At 31.6% G+C, this 24,325-nt stretch carries 25 protein-coding genes, 7 tRNA genes and 2 pseudogenes; 20 read left to right on the forward strand and 14 right to left on the reverse strand.

Going from position 1 to position 24,325, the window contains the following annotated elements; translation table 11 throughout:
* Complete coding sequence (gene tgtA / locus STK_RS01850; RefSeq protein WP_010978287.1) at positions 1-1,476, forward strand: tRNA guanosine(15) transglycosylase TgtA; 1,476 nt, start codon at positions 1-3, stop codon at positions 1,474-1,476.
* Here the strand turns inward: tgtA and STK_RS01855 are convergent.
* The 3 genes from STK_RS01855 to STK_RS01865 are packed head-to-tail and all read right to left on the reverse strand — an operon-like array spanning position 1,441 to position 3,833.
* The gene (locus STK_RS01855) at positions 1,441-2,163 is read right to left on the reverse strand and encodes a proteasome assembly chaperone family protein (RefSeq protein ID WP_010978288.1); all 723 of its coding nucleotides are present in this window, start codon (positions 2,161-2,163) and stop codon (positions 1,441-1,443) included. The two genes, tgtA and STK_RS01855, sit on opposite strands and share 36 nt — an antisense overlap.
* The gene (locus tag STK_RS01860) at positions 2,132-2,662 is read right to left on the reverse strand and encodes a PUA domain-containing protein (RefSeq protein WP_010978289.1); all 531 of its coding nucleotides are present in this window, start codon (positions 2,660-2,662) and stop codon (positions 2,132-2,134) included. The genes STK_RS01855 and STK_RS01860 overlap by 32 nt, the downstream gene beginning before the upstream one ends.
* Positions 2,655-3,833, reverse strand: coding sequence for a proteasome-activating nucleotidase (locus tag STK_RS01865; protein WP_052846270.1), 1,179 nt, complete (start codon positions 3,831-3,833; stop codon positions 2,655-2,657). Before STK_RS01865 ends, STK_RS01860 begins: the two co-directional genes overlap by 8 nt.
* Before the next feature lie 70 nt (positions 3,834-3,903).
* Between STK_RS01865 and STK_RS01870 the strand changes: the two genes are divergently transcribed.
* From STK_RS01870 to STK_RS01900, 7 genes are all read left to right on the forward strand, one after another.
* Positions 3,904-4,401 (forward strand): multiprotein bridging factor aMBF1, encoded by a 498-nt coding sequence (locus tag STK_RS01870; protein ID WP_010978291.1) that lies wholly within the window; start codon positions 3,904-3,906, stop codon positions 4,399-4,401.
* On the forward strand, positions 4,398-5,450 hold the full coding sequence (hflX, locus tag STK_RS01875) for a GTPase HflX (protein WP_010978292.1): 1,053 nt from the start codon (positions 4,398-4,400) through the stop codon (positions 5,448-5,450). Before STK_RS01870 ends, hflX begins: the two co-directional genes overlap by 4 nt.
* 119 nt (positions 5,451-5,569) lie before the next feature.
* A complete protein-coding gene (locus STK_RS01880; protein WP_010978293.1) occupies positions 5,570-5,980 on the forward strand; it encodes a tRNA methyltransferase in 411 nt (136 codons plus the stop codon).
* On the forward strand, positions 5,973-6,509 hold the full coding sequence (locus tag STK_RS01885) for a transcription factor (protein WP_010978294.1): 537 nt from the start codon (positions 5,973-5,975) through the stop codon (positions 6,507-6,509). Before STK_RS01880 ends, STK_RS01885 begins: the two co-directional genes overlap by 8 nt.
* Complete coding sequence (locus tag STK_RS01890; RefSeq protein WP_010978295.1) at positions 6,490-7,458, forward strand: DNA cytosine methyltransferase; 969 nt, start codon at positions 6,490-6,492, stop codon at positions 7,456-7,458. The genes STK_RS01885 and STK_RS01890 overlap by 20 nt, the downstream gene beginning before the upstream one ends.
* A complete protein-coding gene (locus STK_RS01895) occupies positions 7,433-7,894 on the forward strand; it encodes a RecB-family nuclease (protein ID WP_010978296.1) in 462 nt (153 codons plus the stop codon). The genes STK_RS01890 and STK_RS01895 overlap by 26 nt, the downstream gene beginning before the upstream one ends.
* Before the next feature lie 44 nt (positions 7,895-7,938).
* A tRNA-Val gene (locus STK_RS01900) sits at positions 7,939-8,013 on the forward strand.
* 545 nt (positions 8,014-8,558) lie between these two features.
* Here the strand turns inward: STK_RS01900 and STK_RS14715 are convergent.
* From STK_RS14715 to STK_RS01920, 4 genes and pseudogenes are all read right to left on the reverse strand, one after another.
* A pseudogene (locus STK_RS14715) lies at positions 8,559-9,005 on the reverse strand (PaREP1 family protein).
* A 420-nt stretch (positions 9,006-9,425) separates the two neighbouring features.
* On the reverse strand, positions 9,426-9,752 hold the full coding sequence (locus STK_RS01910; protein WP_198429727.1) for a nucleotidyltransferase domain-containing protein: 327 nt from the start codon (positions 9,750-9,752) through the stop codon (positions 9,426-9,428).
* Positions 9,740-10,144, reverse strand: coding sequence for a HEPN domain-containing protein (locus STK_RS01915; RefSeq protein ID WP_010978298.1), 405 nt, complete (start codon positions 10,142-10,144; stop codon positions 9,740-9,742). The genes STK_RS01910 and STK_RS01915 overlap by 13 nt, the downstream gene beginning before the upstream one ends.
* A gap of 432 nt (positions 10,145-10,576) precedes the next feature.
* The gene (locus STK_RS01920; protein WP_010978299.1) at positions 10,577-11,674 is read right to left on the reverse strand and encodes an MFS transporter; all 1,098 of its coding nucleotides are present in this window, start codon (positions 11,672-11,674) and stop codon (positions 10,577-10,579) included.
* Positions 11,675-11,817: 143 nt separating this feature from the next.
* Between STK_RS01920 and STK_RS14720 the strand changes: the two genes are divergently transcribed.
* From STK_RS14720 to STK_RS14535, 6 genes and pseudogenes are all read left to right on the forward strand, one after another.
* The gene (locus tag STK_RS14720; protein WP_010978300.1) at positions 11,818-12,153 is read left to right on the forward strand and encodes a hypothetical protein; all 336 of its coding nucleotides are present in this window, start codon (positions 11,818-11,820) and stop codon (positions 12,151-12,153) included.
* On the forward strand, positions 12,080-12,496 hold the full coding sequence (locus STK_RS14725; RefSeq protein ID WP_010978301.1) for a hypothetical protein: 417 nt from the start codon (positions 12,080-12,082) through the stop codon (positions 12,494-12,496). Before STK_RS14720 ends, STK_RS14725 begins: the two co-directional genes overlap by 74 nt.
* Positions 12,497-12,531: 35 nt before the next feature.
* Positions 12,532-13,779 (forward strand): adenosylhomocysteinase, encoded by a 1,248-nt coding sequence (gene ahcY / locus STK_RS01935; RefSeq protein WP_010978302.1) that lies wholly within the window; start codon positions 12,532-12,534, stop codon positions 13,777-13,779.
* 52 nt (positions 13,780-13,831) lie between these two features.
* Positions 13,832-13,924 (forward strand) — tRNA-Ile (locus STK_RS01940).
* A 137-nt stretch (positions 13,925-14,061) separates the two neighbouring features.
* A tRNA-Tyr gene (locus STK_RS01945) sits at positions 14,062-14,154 on the forward strand.
* 402 nt (positions 14,155-14,556) lie between these two features.
* A pseudogene (locus STK_RS14535) lies at positions 14,557-14,718 on the forward strand (putative integrase); the annotation flags it as partial.
* A gap of 21 nt (positions 14,719-14,739) precedes the next feature.
* On the opposite strand, the gene STK_RS01950 reads toward STK_RS14535, so the two are convergent.
* Both STK_RS01950 and STK_RS01955 read right to left on the reverse strand, forming a co-directional pair.
* Positions 14,740-14,814 (reverse strand) — tRNA-Val (locus STK_RS01950).
* Positions 14,815-14,869: 55 nt separating this feature from the next.
* Positions 14,870-16,783: a beta-CASP ribonuclease aCPSF1 gene (locus STK_RS01955; protein WP_010978304.1), complete on the reverse strand. Its 1,914-nt coding sequence runs from the start codon at positions 16,781-16,783 to the stop codon at positions 14,870-14,872.
* Between the two features lie 79 nt (positions 16,784-16,862).
* Here STK_RS01955 and STK_RS01960 point away from each other — a divergent pair, with 79 nt between their 5' ends.
* Positions 16,863-17,915, forward strand: a complete 1,053-nt coding sequence (locus STK_RS01960; protein ID WP_010978305.1) for an NAD(P)-dependent glycerol-1-phosphate dehydrogenase — start codon at positions 16,863-16,865, stop codon at positions 17,913-17,915.
* On the opposite strand, the gene STK_RS01965 is transcribed toward STK_RS01960, so the two are convergent.
* Positions 17,905-18,606: a peptidylprolyl isomerase gene (locus STK_RS01965; protein ID WP_010978306.1), complete on the reverse strand. Its 702-nt coding sequence runs from the start codon at positions 18,604-18,606 to the stop codon at positions 17,905-17,907. The two genes, STK_RS01960 and STK_RS01965, sit on opposite strands and share 11 nt — an antisense overlap.
* A gap of 89 nt (positions 18,607-18,695) precedes the next feature.
* On the opposite strand from STK_RS01965, the gene STK_RS01970 reads away from it, so the two are divergent.
* From STK_RS01970 to STK_RS01985, 4 genes are all read left to right on the forward strand, one after another.
* Complete coding sequence (locus STK_RS01970; protein WP_010978307.1) at positions 18,696-18,881, forward strand: 50S ribosomal protein L37e; 186 nt, start codon at positions 18,696-18,698, stop codon at positions 18,879-18,881.
* On the forward strand, positions 18,882-19,784 hold the full coding sequence (speE, locus tag STK_RS01975) for a polyamine aminopropyltransferase (RefSeq protein ID WP_010978308.1): 903 nt from the start codon (positions 18,882-18,884) through the stop codon (positions 19,782-19,784).
* Positions 19,785-19,817: 33 nt separating this feature from the next.
* A tRNA-Ser gene (locus STK_RS01980) sits at positions 19,818-19,928 on the forward strand.
* Between the two features lie 41 nt (positions 19,929-19,969).
* Positions 19,970-20,070: transfer RNA gene (locus STK_RS01985), tRNA-Leu, on the forward strand.
* Positions 20,071-20,404: 334 nt separating this feature from the next.
* Here STK_RS01985 and STK_RS15840 read toward each other — a convergent pair.
* Positions 20,405-20,536: a hypothetical protein gene (locus STK_RS15840; protein ID WP_269770902.1), complete on the reverse strand. Its 132-nt coding sequence runs from the start codon at positions 20,534-20,536 to the stop codon at positions 20,405-20,407.
* Positions 20,537-20,558: 22 nt separating this feature from the next.
* Here STK_RS15840 and STK_RS01990 point away from each other — a divergent pair, with 22 nt between their 5' ends.
* Positions 20,559-21,185: a hypothetical protein gene (locus STK_RS01990; protein ID WP_010978309.1), complete on the forward strand. Its 627-nt coding sequence runs from the start codon at positions 20,559-20,561 to the stop codon at positions 21,183-21,185.
* A 295-nt stretch (positions 21,186-21,480) separates the two neighbouring features.
* On the opposite strand, the gene fdhF is transcribed toward STK_RS01990, so the two are convergent.
* From fdhF to STK_RS02005, 3 genes are all read right to left on the reverse strand, one after another.
* On the reverse strand, positions 21,481-23,445 hold the full coding sequence (gene fdhF / locus STK_RS01995) for a formate dehydrogenase subunit alpha (protein WP_010978310.1): 1,965 nt from the start codon (positions 23,443-23,445) through the stop codon (positions 21,481-21,483).
* Between the two features lie 449 nt (positions 23,446-23,894).
* Positions 23,895-23,985, reverse strand: a tRNA-Glu gene (locus STK_RS02000).
* A 46-nt stretch (positions 23,986-24,031) separates the two neighbouring features.
* On the reverse strand, positions 24,032-24,298 hold the full coding sequence (locus STK_RS02005; RefSeq protein ID WP_010978311.1) for a TIGR00304 family membrane protein: 267 nt from the start codon (positions 24,296-24,298) through the stop codon (positions 24,032-24,034).
* Positions 24,299-24,325 lie beyond the last annotated feature (27 nt).

Below are 24,325 nucleotides of genomic sequence, written 5' to 3' on the forward strand. Positions count from 1 at the left end.
ATGGTAGGAGAATTTGAAATAAAAGATGAAGATCTAGCTGGTAGAATAGGAATCATAGAGACAAAAAGTGGAAAACTAGAAACACCGGTATTCTTTCCAGTAATTAATCCTTTTAAATCTGAAATCTCGATAAAAGATATAGAAAATTTAGGGTTTAAGAATTTAATCACAAATGCATATTTAATAAAAAAGATAACTAATACTAAAATTCAAGATATTCATAGCTTTTTACAATTTAATGGTGTAATAATGACTGATTCTGGAGCTTATCAGATACTTCAATACGGAAACATAGAAGTTACAAATAGAGAGATAGTTGAGTACGAGAGGGATATAAATACAGATATAGCAGTCTATTTAGATCTTCCTACTGGTGATACAAATAGCAGAGATGAAGCTATTAACAGTGTAAAAATCACGTTAGAGAGGGCAAAAGAAATAGAGGATATAGTCAAAAATGATTCAGAAAGGATTTGGGTACACCCCATTCAAGGTGGAAGATTTCTAGACCTTGTTGAATATTCGGCGATAGAGGCTGATAAAAACGAGGCATTTAAAATGCTAGCATTAGGAAGTCCTACAGTAGTAATGGAAAAGTACGACTATTCCTTATTGATCGATATGGTATTTATAGCAAAAAGTAATGTAAGTAGAGGCAAACCTTTTCATCTTTTTGGTGGCGGTCTTCCTCATATAATGCCTCTTGTTATAGCACTAGGTGTAGATTCTTTTGATTCTGCATCATATATACTTTATGCTAGGGATAATAGGTACATAACGAGAAGTAGAGTATATAGACTAGAAGAGTTAGAATATTTTCCATGTTCATGTCCAATCTGCTTAAAATACACACCCAAAGAGCTGCTAGAGTTACCAAAAGAAGAAAGAACAAAACTTTTGGCTCTTCATAATCTTTATGTAATTAAGGAAGAACTTAATGCTATAAAACAAGCTATTAGAGAAGGAAGATTATTTGAATATATTCAAGAAAAAGCATACTCTCACCCAGCAGTGTATTCTGCTTTTAAAAAAATATTAAAATATAAAGATTACTTAGAAAAATATGATCCAAGAGTAAAAGGAAATATTAGAGGAATTTTCTTGTTCGATCTTAAGTCTTTAAATAGACCAGAAATTGTTAGGCATTATAATTTCTTAGATAGGATTAATAAGAATAACGATAAAGCTATTATAATTTGTGAAAAAAGAGAAAATATATTAAAAAAAGTGAAAAATAATGAGAATGTAGACATATATCTTTTTAATCCTTTTTATGGTTTAATACCGATAAATCTAATAGAAGTCTATCCATACTTTCAAACTGAATATCCAGAGGAAATTGATGAAGATGTTTTACGTTATATTGAAAGTAAAATAGTTGAATTTGTAAGATCTAAAGGATATACAAAAATTGATTTCATAGGTTGTGAAAAATATTTATCACATATAAACTCTATTGGAGCCTTCTTTAGTTAATTCTTTTTGAACTAACTCTAATTGCCTTTGCAATTCTTCTTCAATCTTTCTTGCATCTTCGTATAGTTCTGACACATCAACCTTTAATCCATATAATTTATTAATTTCCTCTAATGCGATTGCTGCAGCTGCAGGGTCTATTCTTTCTCTATCTGCATAAGGTAATAACACTGTAGCTGGAAGATCCTCAATTTCAGCATATATAGTAAATAAAGCTAAGGGTCCAATAATTAATAGCTGTTTTTCCATTAGTGGATAAGGGAGAGTAATTTTACTAGCAGAAGTTTTTAACCATCTTAAGTTGCTACTGTCATTTTTGTATCTTTTATCTAATCCTCCTATTAGTAATATATCTGAAACTTGTATATTTTTTAACCACTTCATTATTTTTGCTGAGAAGATATTCATTTCTCTTTGTAGTGGTAATAGATGACTTAACAACACTAAGATATTATTATTGTTATCATAAAATAATTCAAAAGGTGTTGCTAGTCCGTACTCATCAATAAATGTAACATCTCTTAAATATTTAGTCAAAACGAAGCCTACTCTTTTCATTCCTAACTTTAAAACTAAATATCTAGTAGCTATATAACCTACTTCACCTAATGTTCTAAAACCGGTAATAAACTTAGCACCTTTTAGTTCATCTTCACTAATTCCCTTTAGAATTATCTTGATAGACATTTTTTATTCCTCTCTTTACAATTACAGCTAATCCCCTTTTATATTGTTTTACTTCCTCACCAGAGACTTTTGCTCTTCCTACAGCTAACAAGTTATCTTGTTCATCAACAACTAAGACTTCATCACCAGCTCTAATACTGGGATCAGAGTTTATGACGAACTTACAAAAAGCATTTCTTCCTTCTCTAATAAAGCTAGCCACCTCGTTCTTAATAATAAACCTAAATGAAGGAGGGGAAGTACAATTTTTTATAATTTGTCCACTTATTTCTGTAATAGAGAAAAGATTATCTTGTGCCCTTAATACTAAGAATAATCTTTTATCTTCTGTAAGAATATTTCTTATTCTATTAGTAGTTAATGATCTCTGTATAAAAAATGTAGAATCTTCTGGAAATAAACAAGAAGCTACTTTTGAAGAAAACTGATACATTGCAATATAACGTAAATAATTTATTTCATCTTTTTGTGCTTTTAAAGGTTTAGTTAAGTTAAACATACTTTTCTGTTCTGTCAGTATTTTTAGCTTTATTATTTTTAGCTTTAATTTTTTCTATAGCTGTAATTAAATCAGTCATGTTAACATACTTTCTTCCATTTCTAATTGCAATATACCCTGCTTCAGTACACACATTTTTAATCTCAGCACCGCTAAATCCTTCAGTCATGCTAGCAAGGATATCATATCTAATATTGCCATCTGTTTTCATTTTTTGCAAATAGATTCTAAATATTTCCTTTCTTCCCTCAAAATTCGGTAAAGGTACCTCAATTAACCTATCAAACCTTCCTGGTCTCAGTAGTGCTGGATCAAGAATGTCTAGCCTGTTTGTTGCGGCAATAATTTTAACATTATCTAATGGTTTAAATCCATCTATCTCAGCTAATAATTGCATTAAAGTCCTTTGTATTTCCCTTTCTCCACTAGTTCCCATATCCACTCTTTTAGCACCAATTGCATCTATTTCATCTATAAATACTATTGATGGAGCTTTTCTTCTTGCCAACTCAAATACTTCCCTAACAATTCTAGCTCCTTCTCCTACAAATTTTTGTGCAAATTCAGAAGCAACAACTTGAATAAATGTTGCATTACTTTCTGTTGCCACGGCTTTTGCTAGTAAAGTTTTACCAGTTCCAGGTGGACCGTAAAGTAATACACCTTTAGGCGGATCTATACCTATTTCTTTAAATAATTCTGGGTTTTTTAAAGGTAATTCTATAACTTCTCTTATTTCGTTTATTTGCTCATTTAATCCTCCGATATCAGAATAATGAACATTAGGTTTTTCTATAACTTCAAACGACTTTACATATGCATCTTCTCTTTCCGGTAATACTTCAACTATAGTGGATCCTCTTTGAGTTAATGCTACTAGAGAGCCAGGTTTAAGCTTTTTAATATCAATATTTGAGGAAACATTAACTATTAAATTAGGTCCAGAAGAACTTCTTACTATTACTTTCCCGTCTGGTAGTATGTCCAATACAATTGCTTCAATATATGGAGGAGCTAGTAGTTTTTCAAGTTCACCTTTATACCAATTTAAATCTTGACGTAGTTTTTCAAGTTCTTTAGTTAGAGATTCTATTTTCTCTTCAAGTAATCTTACTATTGGATCATCACTATTATAATGTTTGGCTCTGTAACTGTCTAATTCGTCAGACAATTTACCCCAATAATATCTTTGTATAATTAAACCTAAAAACGTTTAAGAGTAGTAATAAAGAATATATAGTATGCAAAGCTCAGCACAAAAATACTGTGAAATGTGTGGTGCTCCTATAAAAGGAAAAGGTATTACAGTTGCCTATGAAGGGAGTATTATTACTGTATGCCTATCTTGTTATAATAAAATTAGAAAATCTGCAAAAATAGTTAATGAAAAAGAAATAAAGAAAAACGAAGAAAAGAAAAAAATAAAAGCATCGACACCAAAATTATCTACTGAAGTGGAATTAGAAGTAGTAGATGATTATTACAAGTTAATTAAAGAAGCTAGAGAAAGACATGGTCTTTCACAACAACAGTTAGCTCAACAATTAAAAGTTTCAGAAAATGTAATAAAGAGATTTGAAAGTGGTAAATTAAAACCAACAATACAACAAGCAAAACAATTAGAAAAAATCTTAGGAATCAAACTGCTAGTACCAGTTGAGTCAGAAGAAGAAGGAGAGGAAAAAGATTTTGAGCTAACGCTGGGTGATGTAGCAAACATCAGAGAGGGAAAGAAGTGAAAGCAATACTCTTTACAGCAGAGGAATACAAAGACGAAGCCTTATCATTAGCAGAAACAGCATTTTATGAAATAACAAAAATCTACAAAATACCAAAAAAACCAAATCCAAATTTTTATATTCAAAAAGATAAAGTAGAGGAAATTAAAAAATTGAATGATATAGATGCTATCATAATTTTTGATTTATTAAAATCAAGGCATTTTATAAATCTTAACAAGGAACTTTTAGGAAAGAAAATATTAGATAAAGTTATTCTTCTTCTAGAAATATTTGCGCTTCATGCAGGATCTAAAGAGGCAAAATTGCAAATAGAATTAGCTAAGTTAAAGTACGAATTACCTATCCTTAAAGACATGTATAAAAAGACTAAAATTACTGAACAGCAAGGTCCTTTGGGTGCCGGTGTATACGGAGTAGAATCTACAATTAGGCTTTATCAGAGAAGAATAGTAAAAATAAGAAAAGAGCTGGAAGAAATAAAAAAAGCTAAAGAAGATCAAGTAAGGAGAGTCAATTTCAATAGTATAGCAATTGTAGGTTATACTAACGCTGGTAAAACTACTATTTTTAATTACTTAACTGGGTTGAATCAAAAAGTAGACTCCTCAATGTTTACAACTACATCACCTAAAAGATATGCAATACCAATAGATGGAAAGAAAATAATGCTTGTGGATACTGTGGGTTTTATTAGAGGTATTCCGCCACAAATAATTGAAGCTTTCTTTGTTACTTTATCAGAGGCAAAATACGCTAATGCTCTATTACTTGTATTGGATTCTTCTTTGTCAAGTACTTTACTGATTGAAATGTTGCAAAGTTCCCTTGAAATATTACGTGAATTAGGAATATCTGGGAAGCCTATGATCATAGTATTAAATAAAATTGATAAAAATAATGAAGAGAAAGAAGTAGAGGAGAAAGTAAGTTTAGTAAAAGAATTAGCAAACTCACTCTATACTCCAATAATAGATGTAATTCCAGTATCAGCGTTAAAAGGAATAAATATGAATATATTAAGGGATAAGATATTAGCATTAATTTAAAAGATATTTACGTTTTAAGATTGCATCATAGACCAGAAAGGGACAAAAGAGTTACAACGCATGTAGCTCTTGTAGCTAGAGCATTTGGGGCCAAAGGAATATTTATTCATGGAGAGGATATGAATCTGTTAAAGACCATAGAGAAAGTAAAAGCTAATTGGGGCGGAAAATATTTTTCAATAGAATTTGTTAAAAATCCAAAAAAAGTAGTTAGAGATTGGAGAAACTCTGGAGGCATTGTGGTTCATTTGACAATGTATGGAATTCCTATAGATAATATAATGGAAAAAATAATAAATAAAAATACAAAAATACTAGTTGTTGTAGGATCAGAAAAAGTAGAAGGCTGGTATTATTATAATTCAGATTATAACATTGCTATAGGTAACCAGCCTCATTCTGAAGTTGCTGCATTAGCTATTTTTCTGGATAGAATATATAAGGGTGGAGAACTAAATATACAATTTAGTGATGCAAAATTATCTATTATACCCCAAGAAAGGGGGAAGAAGGTGAGGAAAAATGAGTAGTAGGGCAGAAGAATTGATACTTAGCTTGGCAAAGGATCTAGTTGGTGAAGATGCAACAGAATTATTAAAGTTTCTCTTAAGAAAGAGAATTGAAATGACAGATGATGATATAGCGAAAGAGCTTAATGTAAAAGTGAACGAAATTAGGAAAAAGTTATATTTACTTTCTGAGCAAGGTTTTATAACCTATCGTAAAACAAGAGATAAAGAAACGGGTTTATTTATATATTACTGGAAAGTAAACATAGATCAGATAAATGAATTATTACTTAACAGAAAAAGATTAGTACTAGAAAAATTAAAGGCGAGATATGAGCAAGAGAAAGATTCTTTATATTATTATTGTCCTCAAGATAATATTCAATATAATTTTGATGAAGCATTAGAGAATGAATTCAAATGTCCAAAATGTGGATCACCACTAGAATATTACGACTCAGAAAAGACTAAAAAATTCTTAGAGTATAAGATAAAACAAATTGAAAACGAAATAGAAAGAGAGACACGACATGGCTCCAATAGTCGTTGATCTTTTTTCTGGAGCTGGAGGATTTTCATTAGGATTTAAAAAATTAGGCTTTGATATTAGATTTGCAATAGATATTAATCATGCTGCCGCAAGAACTTATGCGACAAATTTTCCAACCACTTTAGTTATAGAAGATGATATACGAAATATTACAGGAAGAGATATAGAATATTTAATAGGTAGAAAAGTCGATATCGTAATAGGAAGTCCTCCTTGTGAACCATATACTGGAGCAAATCCATTAAGAATGAAAGAACCTTTAGATAGACTTTACCTGGATGAAGATGGACAATTAACACTTGAATATATAAGAATTGTAGGCGAACTTAGACCAAAGATATTTGTTATGGAAAATGTACCATCCATTATTGGTACTGAATCTCTTAAATCTGCTGTAGAATATGAATTTTATAAAATAGGTTATAAGATATTCTTTAATTTTTTAAATGCAGAAGATTATGGTAACCCGTCAAAAAGAACTAGAGTATTTATTTCCAACATAGAAATAAATCCGCCAAAATCTAAGGAAAAAAAGACAGTTTGGGATGCAATAAAGGATTTAGAAGGAAGAACAGACGTACCAAACAATGAAGTTCAAGAGTTAAACGAGAATAAAATAAAGGAAATATCAAAATTGGATTACGGGGATTATCTGACCATGTTTAGAGGCAGTAATGGTAAGAATATACCCTTATATGTTAGACTTAATCCTTATGATATAGCTCCCACAGTTTTAGGAAATTCGAGATTCATTCATCCTTTCGAAAACCGATTCTTAACAGTCAGAGAACAAGCTAGATTAATGAGTTATCCAGACGATCATATTTTTCTAGGTAGCAGAGATGAGCAATATAATCAAGTAGGAGAAGCAGTTCCAGTAGTCTTATCTACCGCTATTGCACGAGAAATAATGGGAAAAGTATATGGAATTGTTTATAGTGCTACATAACATAAGTAGTACTCAAAGAATTATTGATTTTGCAAAATTAATTTTTAATTTAAATATAAATCACTTTATAGTAACAAAAGTAGGTGGAGTAGCAGCACAAGCTGGTGTACCAGAAGTAAGCAAGTTAGCTTATAAAAATAATAAATCATTTATAATATTACCAGATCTGAAAGACGCAATAGAAATTTTCAAGCCAGAAGTAGTTTATCTTTTTACACAGTCAGCAGAAAAAACATTTACAAAAGATTTACTTAAAGATAAAAATAGAGTAATGCTTGTCTTTCCGGGAAATGAAAGCGGATTCAATAAATTAGAATTAAATTTAGGCGAACCAGTTAAAATAGAAGGGTTAAGTAGCGAAATATCACCGGTTGCTCTTGTAGGCATAGTGACATATTGTTTAATTAATGAAGGGAAAATTTTGAATAAACAATAATTGAAGAAACTTTTATAAGTCAAAATATATAATAAGTTGTACAAGGGCCCGTCGTCTAGCCTGGTTAGGACGCCGCCCTTACAAGGCGGAGGTCCTGGGTTCAAGTCCCAGCGGGCCCATATTTTATGTTCTTCTTATTGCTAGAATTGTAAGTTAATGCAACAGCAAAGATTAAATGTGCAACGATATTAAGTTAAGACATAATGAATACAAAATATGCCAAAAGTAAACGTGGGCAAACCAAGACCTTTAGATTCTGGGTTCTAATCTCAAAAGCAGTTTTAGGGAATTAAAAAGTGAAGTAAGGTTTTGTTAAATATTCTATGATTATAATATAAATTGCAGATTTAAGAATTAATAGGAATAAATAGAAGACCTCTTTATCCGATGTTTTTTGCAGATAAAAAGAGAGAAATAATCATAATTATGGCAAAGATAAAAGGTTAGAATATTCAATGCCTTAAATATAATATGATAGAAATACCTTCTACGACTAATTACGAATAGAAGTTAATTATAATTTTTCGATGTCATTGATTTATAGAACCCTTAAATAGAAATTCAATACTAATAACATAAAATTAATGAGACAGAGTATTTTTAATTTTGATTATTAATATCTGAAGTAAAATTATAGAAAGAATGTTAACAAGTAATTCAATACTTATAATACTTTTTTAGCTACTATTAGCATTTCTCTAACTCTGTCTATGTATGAAGTGATATCGTTAACTGTAAGTTTTGATTCATGAAATCCCCAGACATGAATTACATACCCGCTATTCCAACTATCCAAAAACCCATTTTCTCAGCTTGATTGAAGAGTATTAGAGGCTTTAGCTAATAGATAAGTGTACCATCTGCCTTTACTCATTGCTTGCTGATATTCTGGTAAGTTAAACTTTTCAGCTAAAGCCTTAACAATCTCTTAGAAACCTTATAAGTCTTCTCTGAAACTTGAATAGGATTACCTCTACTTCTTTCATATATTTTTCCAGCTAACTCAAGCCTAAGCTTAATCCCATTTTGAGGATCTTTTTAACAATCCTAGTATGCTCAATTTCTCTACATCGATTTTTTCTTTTTCAGCTCTTTTAATTAGTTCTTCCATAAGAGGATCTTTATGTTCAAACCTATATTTTTAGTTCGTAGTCTAGCTTATAGCTATAGCTAATATTGCCATGCCGAGTAAGTTTGGTTATTAATTCGAAATTTATGCTATATTCATAATAGCTTACATCGTAAAGGTTTATCTTAATTTATATCCTTAAATATCTTAGATAGACAAACACTCTTTTTAGTCTTATGAGATAATAATTCATAAATGTGAATTGCTAAAGGATCTCTTAATTTATCCTTACTTTGTAAGATAAAAAGTATATATATATTATTAAATTTATCTTGAGCATTATATAGAATAAGATTACATATTCGCATAGAGAAATATATATTTAACAGCATATAATTAGTAATAATAAAAACTAAGACGAGTTTATATATATTCTAAAGTAGTTCATGCATAGAGGAACTATTACTTAAGTATTATATAATATCCAGCAAACTTTAAGAATTCTTTCTCATCTTTCTCATCTATTAAGTTTAGATCTACAAGTTCAGAAATATCCTCTGGTAAAGAGAGATGAATTTTAATGAGAAGCTCACTTAATTTCTTGGCGTCTAAGTTTCTAATAACTAGAGCTATATCTAAATCACTACTCCCCATAGTCCTCCCTTTTATAACAGAACCGTAAACTATAGCTTCCTTAACATCTACTAAGTTCCTGGCAGAATTAAGTACCAACAATGCAATATTCTTCCAGTTTTCCTCAAGGTATTTTATTCTCTCTATTCCGAACACCACTTATCTCCCCAGACTTTTCTTACAAGATTAATTACCTCCCTAGCGGTATTTAAGCAGATTTCTGCATCATCCTTTCCAAGCCCATAAGAAAAATACTGTCCCCTTTGTCTAGCATCTTCTAAAAGAATGAGCTCTCCTCTTTTAGCCTTTATGAACTCAGAAATTTCATCTTTTAATATAAGTGTTGATAGCACAGATAAAAGCTTTCTTATTTCATGAGTTTCTGGGAACGAGTAACCAAGAAAGGCAATAGTTGCCTTAATCGCAAGTTCTGCGGAAATTTGCGACATTAATCCAGAAGCGTTATAAAGCCCATTAATAAATGCTTCTTCGGAAGCTTTTAAATATTCTAAAGACCTTTTACACAAAGTTACATGAAGCTCATGCACTATATATGGTTAGTAAGGCAATTTAAAAACCTCATGTTATTGATGATATTATTTGGCTTTACATGATGTAATAGTGTTTTCCCATAGATTAACTTCTATGCAAAATCTGAATATATAACTATTTTCCATGTATATTTTTATAATAACTTCTAAATATTTAACGCATTTTCTTTCTATGATTCACATGGTAGTCACTAATTTCCTTTTAAATTTTGCATAATTTATTAACTCCCTATTAAAATTATTTTAAAACTTAAAGTTTCAGATTCAATTAAATGGCTAGCTCAAAACTGATAGCTATGCTCATAATGACTTCACTAGGTATAAATTTATTAATTAATGAGAATCTCTATAGGAGAAGATGCTAAGAAAAGGTTTTATACATCCTAATGTGAATATAGAAATATAAATACCATAATGACGATAATATAACTATGCTATTCCTTTCCCTTTCGTTTCTTCTATGAAATATACACCTATACATGTAATGGTTATGTAGCTTAACATTATGAATATAAAGAGGTTAGAATAGTCTGAAATTAAGAGAGGGGCTAAGGCACCTCCTAGTATACTTGCTAGTTGATATGAGAAATTAGCTGCAGTAAACCTATATTTTTTATTAAATATTTCAGTAAAAATTGAGGATTGAGGAGCATATAATGCAGAATCAGAGATAGATATAACTATTTCTCCATAATAAATGATCTTCAATGATAAAAGATAACTTCCAACTCCCATTATAATGAGACCTATAATAACTACTAATCTTCTTCCAATAATATCTGATAAAAAACCAAAAAGCGGTATTGTGAATAGTTGAAATGTAATTGCTTCTAAAACTATTATAGGAAGCTCTTTCAAATTAGAATATAGAGAAAAAATATAAGCTGAAAAAACGTAAAAAGCTGCACTTTCACTTACTTTTATACTAATAGATTTTAGTATATTTTTCCAATCATTCAATATTGCCTCAAATAATGGAATTTTACTACTGAACATTTTTTCTTTGTTTACATCTCTAATTAACGGTAATGCTATTAGAGTTAAAACAGTTATAATTAGAAAAGATTCTCTCCAAGGAATTGAATATAAGAAAATTAGAAGAAGCGTAGAAGAGGAAAGTATTATAGCTATAGGTACAGATAATTGAATTATACTCGCAATAGTTCCTCTAAGTCTATGGCTTGAATAGGTTTCTATTATTACAGTGCTAGCACCTCCCCATTCACCTCCTAGACTTAAACCCTGTAAAATCCTAGAAATAAAAACAATAAATATACTCGGTATTAAAACAATTAATGAAGATATGATTAACGTAATTCCAGTTAGCAATAATGCTGTTCTTCTACTAATTTTATCACCTATGTATCCAAATAAAATACTGCCTAAGGCCCTACTTATAAAACCCATTATAAATATAGACAATCCTATAAATTCACTAAATACTATAAAAGAAAACTGAGAAAATAAGAAAAATGCATACCATTGTGATATTGTTAACAATAAACTACCTATGATTACTCTTTTCATATAACTAAATCTTAATGCGTAACTCTCACTAATATTTATTTGCAATCTATAAAAATTATCAATCTTAGCAACATAGATCTAAATATATTATAAGGTAATATATATAATAAATAGAAAAGATATTTTAAAAAAATAAGTTACATATGGTATTTAATCATATTGAAGGAAATGTAAATATTCCAGGGGAAATACCTTGGGAAATAATATTAATATATTTTGTAGTAGCACCAACGCTATTATATTTGATTGCAAGAAAAGAAAATATAATCAAAAAATTTACTACTCTAGATAATGTATATATTGGGATAGGTGCAGCTATCGCTACAGTATGGGAGTTTTTTATAGGAAGTTTTTTAGATAGAGTAATAGCAATAAGTTATATCGATTTAGCGTTTTGGGGGAAGAATGCTTATACTAATTATAGTAGTTGGAATTATAAGAAAGTTCGGAGCTGGAATGTTATCACTAGTGGTATTTGACGTTTTGGCAGATGCTGCACACTATGGCTGGTCTGGTCAACCACTATTCTTTATTTACGAAGGTTTAACATATGGTTTATTCATCGACTTGATTATTGTAATAACTAAGGGAAGACCTTTTGAAGGTAAGTATGCTGCACTTCAAGGTGCTTTAGTAGGCTTCTTGTGGAGTCTGCCAGATCCTCTACTGTGGGAAGGATTTTTAAGACCCTTTATGTATGGTGGTATAGTAAACTGGGATAAAATAGGTTTCGATATTCTGATGTCTTTTCCGTTTACGATCATAGTTGGTGCGATAACGGCACTTACATCAGTAAGAGTTGCTAGGGCAATAGGAGCATAAGTTAAACTTTTTTTATTATTTTCTTTTTACACCCTATGGACTATAAGGTTAAAGATCTTAGTTTAGCTGAACAAGGTAAAAAACAAATAGAATGGGCAGAAATACACATGCCAGCATTAATGGAGATAAGAAAGCAATTTGAGAAAGAAAAACCTCTTCAAGGATTAAGGATTAGTGCTGTCCTTCACGTAACTAAGGAAACTGCTGTATTAGTTAAGACTCTAAAAATAGGAGGAGCTACAGTTGCATTAGCTGGTAGTAATCCGTTATCTACTCAAGATGACGTTGCTGCTGCACTAGTTGAGGAGGGAATTCGTGTATTTGCATGGAGAGGTGAAACTGAAAAAGATTATTATGATAATATTAAAGAAATTCTAAAATATGAACCTCAAATAATAATGGATGATGGAGGAGATCTTCATGCTTATGTCCACGAAAATATGCCACAGTTAAAACTATTTGGGGGTACAGAAGAAACAACAACAGGAGTAATAAGACTAAAGGCCATGGAAGAACAAGGAGTCCTAAGATATCCAGTAATCGCTGTAAATAATGCTTTTACAAAATACTTATTTGATAATAGAATAGGTACTGGACAGAGTACAATAGATGGAATACTTAGAGCAACAAATATACTAATTGCTGGTAAAGTAGCTGTAGTAGCTGGATACGGATGGGTAGGAAGAGGGATAGCTCAAAGGCTTAGAGGTATGGGTGCTAGGGTTATAGTGGTCGAAGTATCTCCTTTAAGAGCATTAGAGGCAGTTATGGATGGTTTTGATGTAATGCCAATGAGTAAAGCTGCAGAATTAGGGGAGATTTTTATCACTGCTACCGGTAATATAAACGTAATAAGAAAAGAACATATTCTAAAAATGAAAGATGGTGCAATTTTAGCAAACTCTGGGCATTTTAATGTAGAGATAGACGTAAAAGGATTAAAAGAAATGGCAAAATCATCAAGATTGATAAGACCAAACTTGGAAGAATATGAATTACCTAATGGAAAAAGAATTTATTTATTAGCTGAAGGTAGATTAGTTAATTTAGCTGCAGCCGAGGGACATCCTAGTGAGGTTATGGATTTAAGCTTTTCAAATCAAGCTTTATCGGTAAAGTATATTTATGAAAATAGAGGAAAGTTAGAGAATAAAGTATATAATGTTCCACAAGAGATAGATGAAACGGTTGCTAAATTAAAATTAAATGGAATGGGAATAGAAATAGAGCCAATGACACAAGAACAAATAGAATACATGAAACAATGGAGATATGGTACTTGACCTTTTTTACTTAGCGTAACTCTTTTAAATCATTTTAGCATATTTGTTTATTGGGCCCGTAGCTTAGCCCGGTAGAGCGCCCGGCTCATAAAGATCCTTCTCTTGAGAGACCGGGTGGTCCGGGGTTCAAGTCCCCGCGGGCCCATCTTTATTCCTTAACTATTTGTTGTAGGTTAATCATAAAGCTCGTATTAGGTAGAGGATTTAAAAACATCAACGAGAAAACGCGGATTATTATGGTAAAGTTTATTAGTAAAGATGTATTGAAATATTGATGGTAGTCCCGCCGTAGCTCAGCCCGGTGGAGCGCCCGGCTGTAGGGAAGGAGGGCACGCGGTGACCGGGTGGTCCGGGGTTCAAGTCCCCGCGGCGGGACTTTATTTTTGTTACATATTCTTAATAGTTAGTGAATTGATCAATTCTAAAGCGAGTCTTAATTATGATGAATTAGTTAAATTAAACCGTTTATTCCTCTACTTTTTACTCATATTATACGTTAAAGAAGTAATATGAGATTTCTCAGCAATGAATTAATTTCTTATATTTCTACATTTAAAGTGAAATATTTTCTATTCTATATTAAGAAAATTTTATAGATAGCATTACTTATTAAACTATGATCAAGCTTTTTCCCTTTTACTCTCATATGTTACAACATAATTACTACTAACGTGGATTCTTTATATCTTCTTTCGGCTCCACACATTTTTACGGCAAAATTTTATGAGTTGCCAAAGCTTTTAAATGCGAATTGGCAACCACAATCTGTGAGGCGAAATGGCGGATAAACAACGTAGATATAAATTCGGTGACTATATTTTACGTGAGAGGAAAGGTCGGTATTATGTCTATAAGCTGGAAACGATAAACGGTGAGGTAAAAGAGCGTTACGTCGCCCCGTTAATTGACGTCGTTGAGACTTACATTAAAATTATGGGTGCGGGGGTTGTACCCCCACAATGGGCCCGCTGGGACTTGAACCCAGGACCTCCGCCGCGTCAGGGCGGCGTCCTAACCAGGCTAGACGACGGGCCCATTATCATATTTTAAATTAAGATTTAAAAGATTATAGGTTAAGAATTACCTAGTTTTAAACTACTCTTATGCTATCAAGTATCTGTGGAGCATAGACTTTAGTCCCTTTCATTCCAATTTTTTCTTTCTCTCTTTCTACTAATCTTCTGAAAGATTCTATAGAGCCAGGTTCGCCATGATTTAGTAATAGATTCTTCGGTTTTACATTTAGATTCTTTAAGAAGTTTAGAAGCTGTCTTCTATCAGAGTGACCAGAGAATCCTTCCACTCTTGTGACTTCCATCTTTATTTGTATATTCTCAATCCTACCATCTCTATCAATAATTTGTATTTCTTGTGCTCCATCACTCACTTTTCTACCCAGTGTTCCCTCTGCTTGGTAGCTCACAAAAATTATCGAATTCCTACTATCTGGAGCCATTGTCTTAAAGAATTCTACTGCCGGGCCTCCATTTAGCATACCAGATGTTGCTAAGATAATTGATGGCTCGCCTTGCGCAATATCTTCTCTATATCCTTCAATTCTGTGGAAGAATTCCGACATGAACGGATTCTCATCCTTATACAGTATTGCTTCCCTTACTTCTCTGCTTAACATTTCTGGGTAAGCATTATGTATTGCTGTAATTTCTTCAACTAAACCTGTGACATAGATTGGTACTTCTGGTATTAACTTCTTTTTCATCGCATCATTTAAAACCAGCATTATTTCTTGACCTCTTCCAACAGCTAGAACGGGGATTAGTACTCTTCCTCCCCTACTAATGGTTCTATTTATAATCTCTATAAGTTTTGCCTCAGCTTCTTCTCTGTTTTCTTGTTCATGGTCTCCATATGTTGTCTCCATAATTATAGTATCAACTCTTGGAAACTCATCGTTAGCCTTATCTAATAATTTAGTTCTAGCATATTTGAAATCACCAGTATAAACGATATTGTGTGTTCCATCGCCTATATGAAGATGCGCCATAGCAGAGCCTAATATATGTCCAGCATTATAGAATGTTAGTTTAATATCTGGAGCTATATCAGTAACTTCTTCATAATCAAGCGTTATAGTGTGTAACAATTCTTTCCTAACTTCCTTGGCTGTATAGGGCAAGGGTCTTCCTTCTTTTTCCGCTACATCTAGTGCATCTAATTGCATTAGTGCCATTATATCTCTTGTGGGTGCAGTTGTGTAGACAGGGCCATTATAGCCATACTTAAATAATAAAGGAACCATTCCGCAATGGTCTAGGTGTGCATGCGTTATTACTACTGCATCAATATCTTCAAGTCTTACTTGATCAATGTCAAGCTTTGGAAATAGTTTTTCTCCATAACTTACACTTGGATTTAATCCTACGTCTAATAATACTTTGCTTTCTGGAGTCTCTACAAGTACTGCAGATCTACCTACTTCTTGGAATCCACCTAATGCAGTTATCCTAACATTTCTATCTTTGAATAGTAGTTCTCTATGTATTCTTTCACCAAAGATCTTTAACATCTTTGCTCTATATTCAGTCTCATTATAAATATGTGTTAAGATACTATCATATGTTCTTGATTTTAATGGTGGTTCTCTTACTATTATAGGTCTCCAAAAAGTCTCAAAAAATATTTTATTCTGGATTGTTCCTCCTTTACCTATTACGAGTCCGGGTTTTTTAGCTTTTATTAGTACTTCACCTAATTCATCATCAAACTTTATATCTGTAATTTCTGCCTCTTTTGGTACGATATTCTTTATAATCTCTATTGTTTCTTTCTTATCTTTTCTTGCTTTCTCATCAGCTTTCAGCACAATTCTCTTTCTAATGTCCTTTGCAATTTTCTTTAACAAATCTGTTTTATCAGCCAATATTGTTGGACTCCTAACATATATTGCTATTTCTGGACCTTCAAACTCAATTTTTGTTATTCCAGCCTCTTTTGGTATATTATTATATATTGTTGCTATTATGTTTAATCTAAGAGACGACACCTATTTCACCAACTATAAGAAGTAGATGTACAAATTAGATATGGTAATTTTTAATATATAAATGCTTGTTATATAAGTTGTGGAGCTGAAAGAACATATAATTGACTTACCAAAGAAAGTTTACATTGGTTATGATATAATTGATAATATAAAAGAATACATATTATCACTTAATCTTTCTGGTCCTTTTTTGATAGTAACTGGTCCACTAGTTAGGAAAATTATAACGGATAAAATTATAGAAAATTTCAAAGATGAGAGTGTTGAAGTTGTTGAAGTGAAAATAGCATCAATTGATGAAGTAAATAAAGTAGAGGAAATGGCTAAAGGTTCTAGAATTAACACAATAATTGGTGTTGGAGGAGGAAATATAATAGATGTAGCAAAATATGTTGCTTATAGAATTGGAAAAGAATTCGTAAGTCTTCCTACAGCTCCTTCACATGATGGAATTACATCTCCATTCGCGTCAATTAAAGGTCTAGGAAAACCTACTTCTGTTAAAGCAAAAGGTCCAATAGCAATAATTGCAGACATAAATGTTTTAGCTTCAGCACCTAGAAGATTAATTAATGCTGGAATAGGTGATACAATAGGTAAAATAACAGCTGTAAGGGATTGGCAATTAGCAGCTAAATTAAGGGGGGAATATTATGGAGATTATACAGCATCCTTAGCCCTTATGTCCGCTAAACATGCACTTTCTTGTGCTAAAATTCTTGATAAAGACGTCAGAGCTGGCGTTAGAGTTCTAACAGAAGCTTTAATAAGTAGTGGTGTTGCGATGGGCATGGCAGGAAGCACAAGGCCTGCTAGCGGTTCTGAACATTTATTTGCACATGCTATTGAAATTCTATATCCAGATAAAGCTTTACATGGAGAGTTAGTAGCTTTGGGTACAATTCTTATGGCATATATTCATGGTATAAATTGGAAAAAAATTAAGAAAGCAATGAAAAAAGTTGGTTTACCTACTAAGGCTAAACAATTAGGAATTCCAGATGAAATAATTATAAAAGCACTGACTATTGCTCACACTATAAGGCCGGAAAGATATACTATTTTAGGAGATAGGGGATTAACATGGGAAGCTGCTGAAAAAATAGCTAAAGAGACTGGAATTATTGACTAAAAACTTCTTTGTTATAGTTCTCTATATATGTTACAGTTGATTCTGGTAAAACATAGTTTATAATGTCTTTTGCTAACATATATTTTCTAATTTGTATATCTTCAACTAGATATAATTCTTTAGGTAATGTGAATTTAACATTTTTCTTCTCATCTAATTCCATGTTTAATTTATCAACATAAGATGAGCCTAACCATCTCTCTATTAATGCTTTTATTTTGTCGCTCTCATTTTCTAAAACTTTTACAACCTTTACCTTATATACTAATGTTTTGCCAGCTAATGGGTGGTTTAAATCTAATATTACTCTTCCACCAGATACGCTTTTTACTACAGCTAAGGAACCATTAGATAATCTTACAACCATATTAGGATAAGGATTTATACCTTGTCTTCTTAATTCTCCTAAGGAAATTGTTTTAACTTTTGTATTGTCTCTAGGTCCATAAGCTTTTTCTGGAGGAATCTCAATTTCTTTCTCTTCACCTGGATTCATTTGATATAATGCTTCTTCTAGTCCTTGAATAACATTATGTTCGCCTAATATAACTAGCTTAGGCGCATATTTAGTTTCTTTATTATAAATATTAGCCTTCTTTGCTTCTTCCTCAATAGTTGTATCGAATACTTCACCAGTATCTTTTACTTTTCCAATGTAATCTATATAGACAAAATCTTTATCTTTTAACATTTTCTAATCTAAAATCTGTAGGGCTTGTAGTTTATAAAGCTAAGTAGAAGGTTAAAGTTTTAATTTAGTATCTTAATGTTTTTAATGAAATGAAAGGAACGCCCTCTTTTGGAAAAATGAATAAATCACCAACTCATGTAAGATGCAGAAGATGTGGTAGGAATTCGTTTAATGTTAGAAAAGGCTATTGTGCTGCATGCGGATTTGGAAGAAGTAAGAAAATAAGAAGATATAATTGGCAAAATAAGAAAGTTAATGGTTTGAGGCTCGTATAAATGTATGAATGGCATTGGCATATAGAATGGCAAACTCCATACGAATTTCATGGACACGCTATAACTAAAGTAATTGCGGAAGAAAAAACACCTTATCAGAGAGCTCTTTTAGTTGAATTAGCTAGATTCGGGAAAGCACTAATATTAGACGGAAAAATACAATCTACAATAACTGACGAGTTCATATACCATGAGGCATTAGTACATCCATTACTTTTATCTATAAATAATCCAGAAAAAATTCTAATATTAGGAGGGGGAGAAGGAGCAACATTAAGAGAAGTTCTTAAACATAAAACTATAAAGAATGTTACTATGGTTGATATAGATCCTGTAGTAATCGATTTTGCCAAAAAATATTTACAAGAATGGCATCAAGGAGCTTTCGATAATCCCAAAAGTAAATTAGTCATAGAGGATGGCTATAAATTTATTAAAGAAACAAAAGAGAAATTTGACGCAGTAGTTATTGATCTTACAGACCCAATAAAAGATTCGCCTTCCCAAATGCTATATACTAAAGAGTTTTATGAAGAAGTTAAGAGAATAAGTAAATGGGGTATAGTAACACAAGCTACTTCTCCATCATTTAGTTTAGAAACCTTCTCCATAATTTATAATACAATAAAACATGTTTTCAAAAAAGTAAGTGCTGGAATAACATATGTACCGGCATTTGACGGCTTATGGGGATTTGTATATGCTTCAGATGAAGTTAATCCAGCAGAATTTAGTAAAGAAGAAATTAATAATAGAATTAAAGAAAGAATAGATGGAAGTCTTAGATTTTATGATGGTGAAACTCATATTACAATGTTTAGTATCCCGAAACATATAAGGGAAGTACTAGAAAAAGAAAATAAAATTTCGACTAGAGAAAATCCAGTAGCAGTTCCAGCATAGTCTTTTTATTTTATGTTTTCAAATTTTATACTTGCCGGGGTGCCCGAGCGGACTAAGGGGGTAGGCTCGAGACTTTCCAGCGTTAAGATGGCGTGCGACCTACTGCCCCTATGGGGCACGCGGGTTCAAATCCCGCCCCCGGCGCGTAATAATTTTAAGTCTTAGAAAACAATAAAATAAGAGAAGCGGGGGTGCCCGAGCAAGGTCAAAGGGGTCGGGCTCAGGACAAGATATGTGGGATCCCCGATGGCATAGGCCTGCGTGGGTTCAAGTCCCACCCCCCGCATTTATTAATAGTTTCAATATATAGATAGAGTTTAATGTTAACGTGACAAAGAATTTTAGTAAATGCTAAGACCTTCAAGGAATTAATTAATGCGTTTTTATCTCATACATAGTTAGGAAAAACTTACATATTAAGTATATGAGATTGTAATTTTGAAAATTATTTTTATTTTTATCGATGAAAATACCTAATGGAAATACACTATTTTGTTAAAGAAACTGAATATATATCAGTATTTCAAGATAAGTTGTATTAAAAAGATTTTGAAATATATAGGATTAAATTATACATTGTTTTCTACATGTTCCTTTAATATTTAAATTATACTCATGTGTTATCCAAACTTGTGGTGAAAAGAAATAGCAATTACTAAAGAACAGCTCTTAGAAAGAGGAAAAGAAATAGTTGATAAAGCTAGGGAGAAAAACGTAATACTAAGATTAATTGGTGGAGCCGCAGTTGCCATACTAGCTCCTAAGGGTAGTGAAATGTTTACGAGAAAATATAAAGATATTGACTTCTTTGGGATTTCTAGCCAAAGTAAAAAAATAAGTGAAGTATTAGAAAGTGTAGGAATGATAGGAAATAAACGCTTTAATGCCTTACATGGTGATAGAAGATTAATGTTTTATGATCCTAAGATAGATTCTACAGTAGATGTTTTTCTTGATGTCTTTGAAATGTGCCACAAAATTACTCTAAAAGATAGATTAGCAATTATGCCTTATACAATTCCTTCTTCTGATCTATTACTAACAAAATTACAAATTATTAAATTAACTGAAAACGATGTAAAAGATATTTTTGCTCTATTAACAGATTTAGAACTAGGCGATCATGATGACGAGAAAACTATTGACATAAATTATATTGCTAAACTTCTCGCAGATGATTGGGGATTTTATACAACTGTTACTGATAACATAGAAAGACTATTAAATGAATTTAACCCACCATTCAATATAGCTGAAAAACTTAGAATATTAAAAGAAAAAATTGAGAAAGAGCCAAAATCCTTAAAATGGAAGATGAGAGCAAAAATTGGTAGAAAAGTTAAGTGGTATGAGGAACCGGAGGAAGTAGGACAATTTAAGATATCTGGTGAAAGTCTATAAAATTTTCTTAACAGAAGTGTGCTCATATTAAAAAGGAAAAAAAGTTTTATTCTCTCCCTTTTTAGTTAATCTACTATAGTTTCTCATTAACTTTATATTTTGATAGAAAAGGTGCGGAACACATAAATAATAATTAAAGATATTAATAAGGGGAGAAATATTACTACATAGATAGTATAAAAAATCTTTTCATTTTTGTCTCAAGATAGACTATTAGCTCGAGGGCAATGAGTATTGTTTAGAATTACACCAAAATCAAATATAGTTATATATAGATATAAAAAAGAATTTTTTGTTAATTCAATTTCATTATCTTTATTTCTGTATACTTATACTTTGGAGTTTTTGTAATTTCATCAAGTTCATCACATATGATATAATTAACTTTAGGATCATGCATATACATTATTGCAGTTCCTTTCTGAACATCTTTGGAAATCATTACCCTGAAATTCATTTTTCCACATTCAGAAGTTACTAAAACTTCCTCATTATCTCTTATTTTTAATTCTAGTGCATCTTCTTGACTTACATAGATTAAACTTTCATATTTTCCATATCCTGGTATTCTTCCAGTGATTACATCGGTATTATATCTGGTCACATTTCTAACAGTAATTAATATTATTCCATTCTTAACTTCTGGCTGTTCTACTAAAATTAATTTCGCCTTATTTGTCTCTGTGTAAAACTTTTCATCATATAAATAAATCTCATGGTTAGGATATCTTGAGCTCGAAGAATAATCCATGATTTCATCTAAAGTTAAATTGGAGTACAAAGGAACAACTTTTTTCATCTCTTCGAAAATTTCCTTTGGATCTGAGCTAAAATTATAGCCTAATTCCTCTGCAAGTTTCTTTAATATTTCATAATCTGGCTTAGCCTCCCCTGGAGGATCTATAGCTTTAAATCTCCACTTGGCTAACCTATCCAAATTAGTAACTGAACCCTCTTTCTCAGCCCATACTGCGGCTGGCAAAACATAATGTGCTAAACTAGCTGTCTCTGTCATAAATGCGTCAATTACTACCAATAGATCTAGGCTCTTTAATTTTCTTTCAACTTTTTCTCTATTTGGTAAACTGATTAAGGGATTAAATCCCATGAATATGATAGCCCTAATATTATTATCTCTTAATAATGCTTCAGTTACTGATAATCCAGGTTTAGTTGGTGGTAGAAAATTCCATATTTCTGCTAATTTTTTAGCGTTTTCTTCATCCATTGTACCGTTAGGAAATTTATCTGGCTTTAGAAGATCCCCTGAACCTTGAACATTAGTTTGTCCTCTAAATACTAAAAGTCCTCCGTTCTTTCCTATATTTCCAGTAAGTAATGCTAAGTTTATATAAGCTCTAACACCATTAACCCCTGAAGACTGAGTTAAACCAAGTCCCCATGAAAATATTACTCCTTTTTGGGCAATTAACTCAGCAAACTTTTTTATATTCTCTTTTCTTACTCCTGTTACCTTTTCAGCGTACTCTAACGTGTATTTTGACACTCCTTTAGCATATTCTTCAAAACCAATCACCCTTTCTTTAATGAACTTTTCATCGATTAACGAATTTTCAATTAAATAATTTCCTACCGCATTAAACAATGCTATATCTGTTCCTGGTCTTAATCTTAAATGAAGATCAGAGAATTTTGCTGTCCCAGTTACTCTAGGATCTATTACAATGAGTTTAGTACCGTTCTTTTTTGCCTCGGTCAAATACTGAGATAATACGGGGTGGCTTTCAGTAATAGATTCTCCCGTGATTACTACTACTTTCATTCTAGGGATCATTTCTACGGAAACTGATGAAGCCCCTATTCCAACCATTTCCTTTAATGCAGTTGCTGAAGGATCATGGCATACTCTAGCGCAAGAATCTATGTTATTAGTACCCATAGCTCTTGCTAATTTCTGCATTAAATAGTCTTCTTCTAAAGTGTTTTGACACCCACCATAAAATGCTATTGCGTCACTACCATATTGCTGAATTATTTCCTTAAGTTTAGAAGCTATTTCTTTTATCGCTATTTCCCAGCTTATTCTTATATGCTCTCCCTTAACTTTCTTCAAAGGGTAAGTCAATCTATCCCAAGCAAAAATAGGTTCATATGCCAGAGTTCCCTTTCCACATAAGTGTCCCCTACTTACAACATGTTCTTTAACTGGAGATAATCTTATAATAGTCGAACTCTCTACATATAATTCAACACCACATCCTACTCCACAAAATGGACAAATGCTCTTTACTGTTTCCATTATGTTACTATGCGTTCTTATAAATAAAAATTTGCGTTAAATAGTTCTTTAGAGTAAATATTTGATATATTATAATTAATAATAATAGAATAAAAAATAATACTGAAGGGATATAATAGTTATTTTCTTAGAATTCAAAAATAGGAATTATGTTTAATTTTGATTGAACACTCAATTTATGGAAAAAGTATAGTTGCAATCTTATATTATCTTCTTACTAACGTTAGCATTCGGCTAGCAATTAGCGAGACTATTAGAATATCTTAGAATCTATCAAGAGATATGTTACTTTACTTTTTTATAAAACCTAGTATAAGACAGAATTTCATAGATTAAATTATATATCAAATTAGTATCTACAAGGGCCACATCTAAAGACAAGATAACCCTTGTGATTTCTGATTTCAACAGTAGATTCTCAATTTATATTATATTTAATTAAAAATTAGTGCCGCGGCCGGGATTTGAACCCGGGCCACGGGCTTGAGAGGCCCGCATACTTTCGGCGTATCGAGCTTGACCGGGCTATACTACCGCGGCGTTATTATATTAAAATTATAAGCATAAAAAGTTTAAGCTTAATTTCTCACGGATATTTTGCTTTACGTCCTATTATCCATGGTAAGACGAAGAAAATTAATGCAATTATCGTAAATAATATTCCAAATATAAATAGATAGGGTAATTGAGAAGGATTACCTGCTCCAAATACTATAGGTATGGGTCCTAAAAATACTACGCCAGCAAAGCCTCCATTTGTAGTTGTAGACACAGTAGTTGAGCTAATAGAAGCCAAAGTTAAAATGATTATACCTAGAAATATTAAACCAATTCCTGCATAGATTAGCTTCATATATAATATTATATTTTGTTATCCTTT

The sequence above is a fragment of the Sulfurisphaera tokodaii str. 7 genome (assembly GCF_000011205.1).
GTDB classification, from domain to species: domain Archaea; phylum Thermoproteota; class Thermoprotei_A; order Sulfolobales; family Sulfolobaceae; genus Sulfurisphaera; species Sulfurisphaera tokodaii.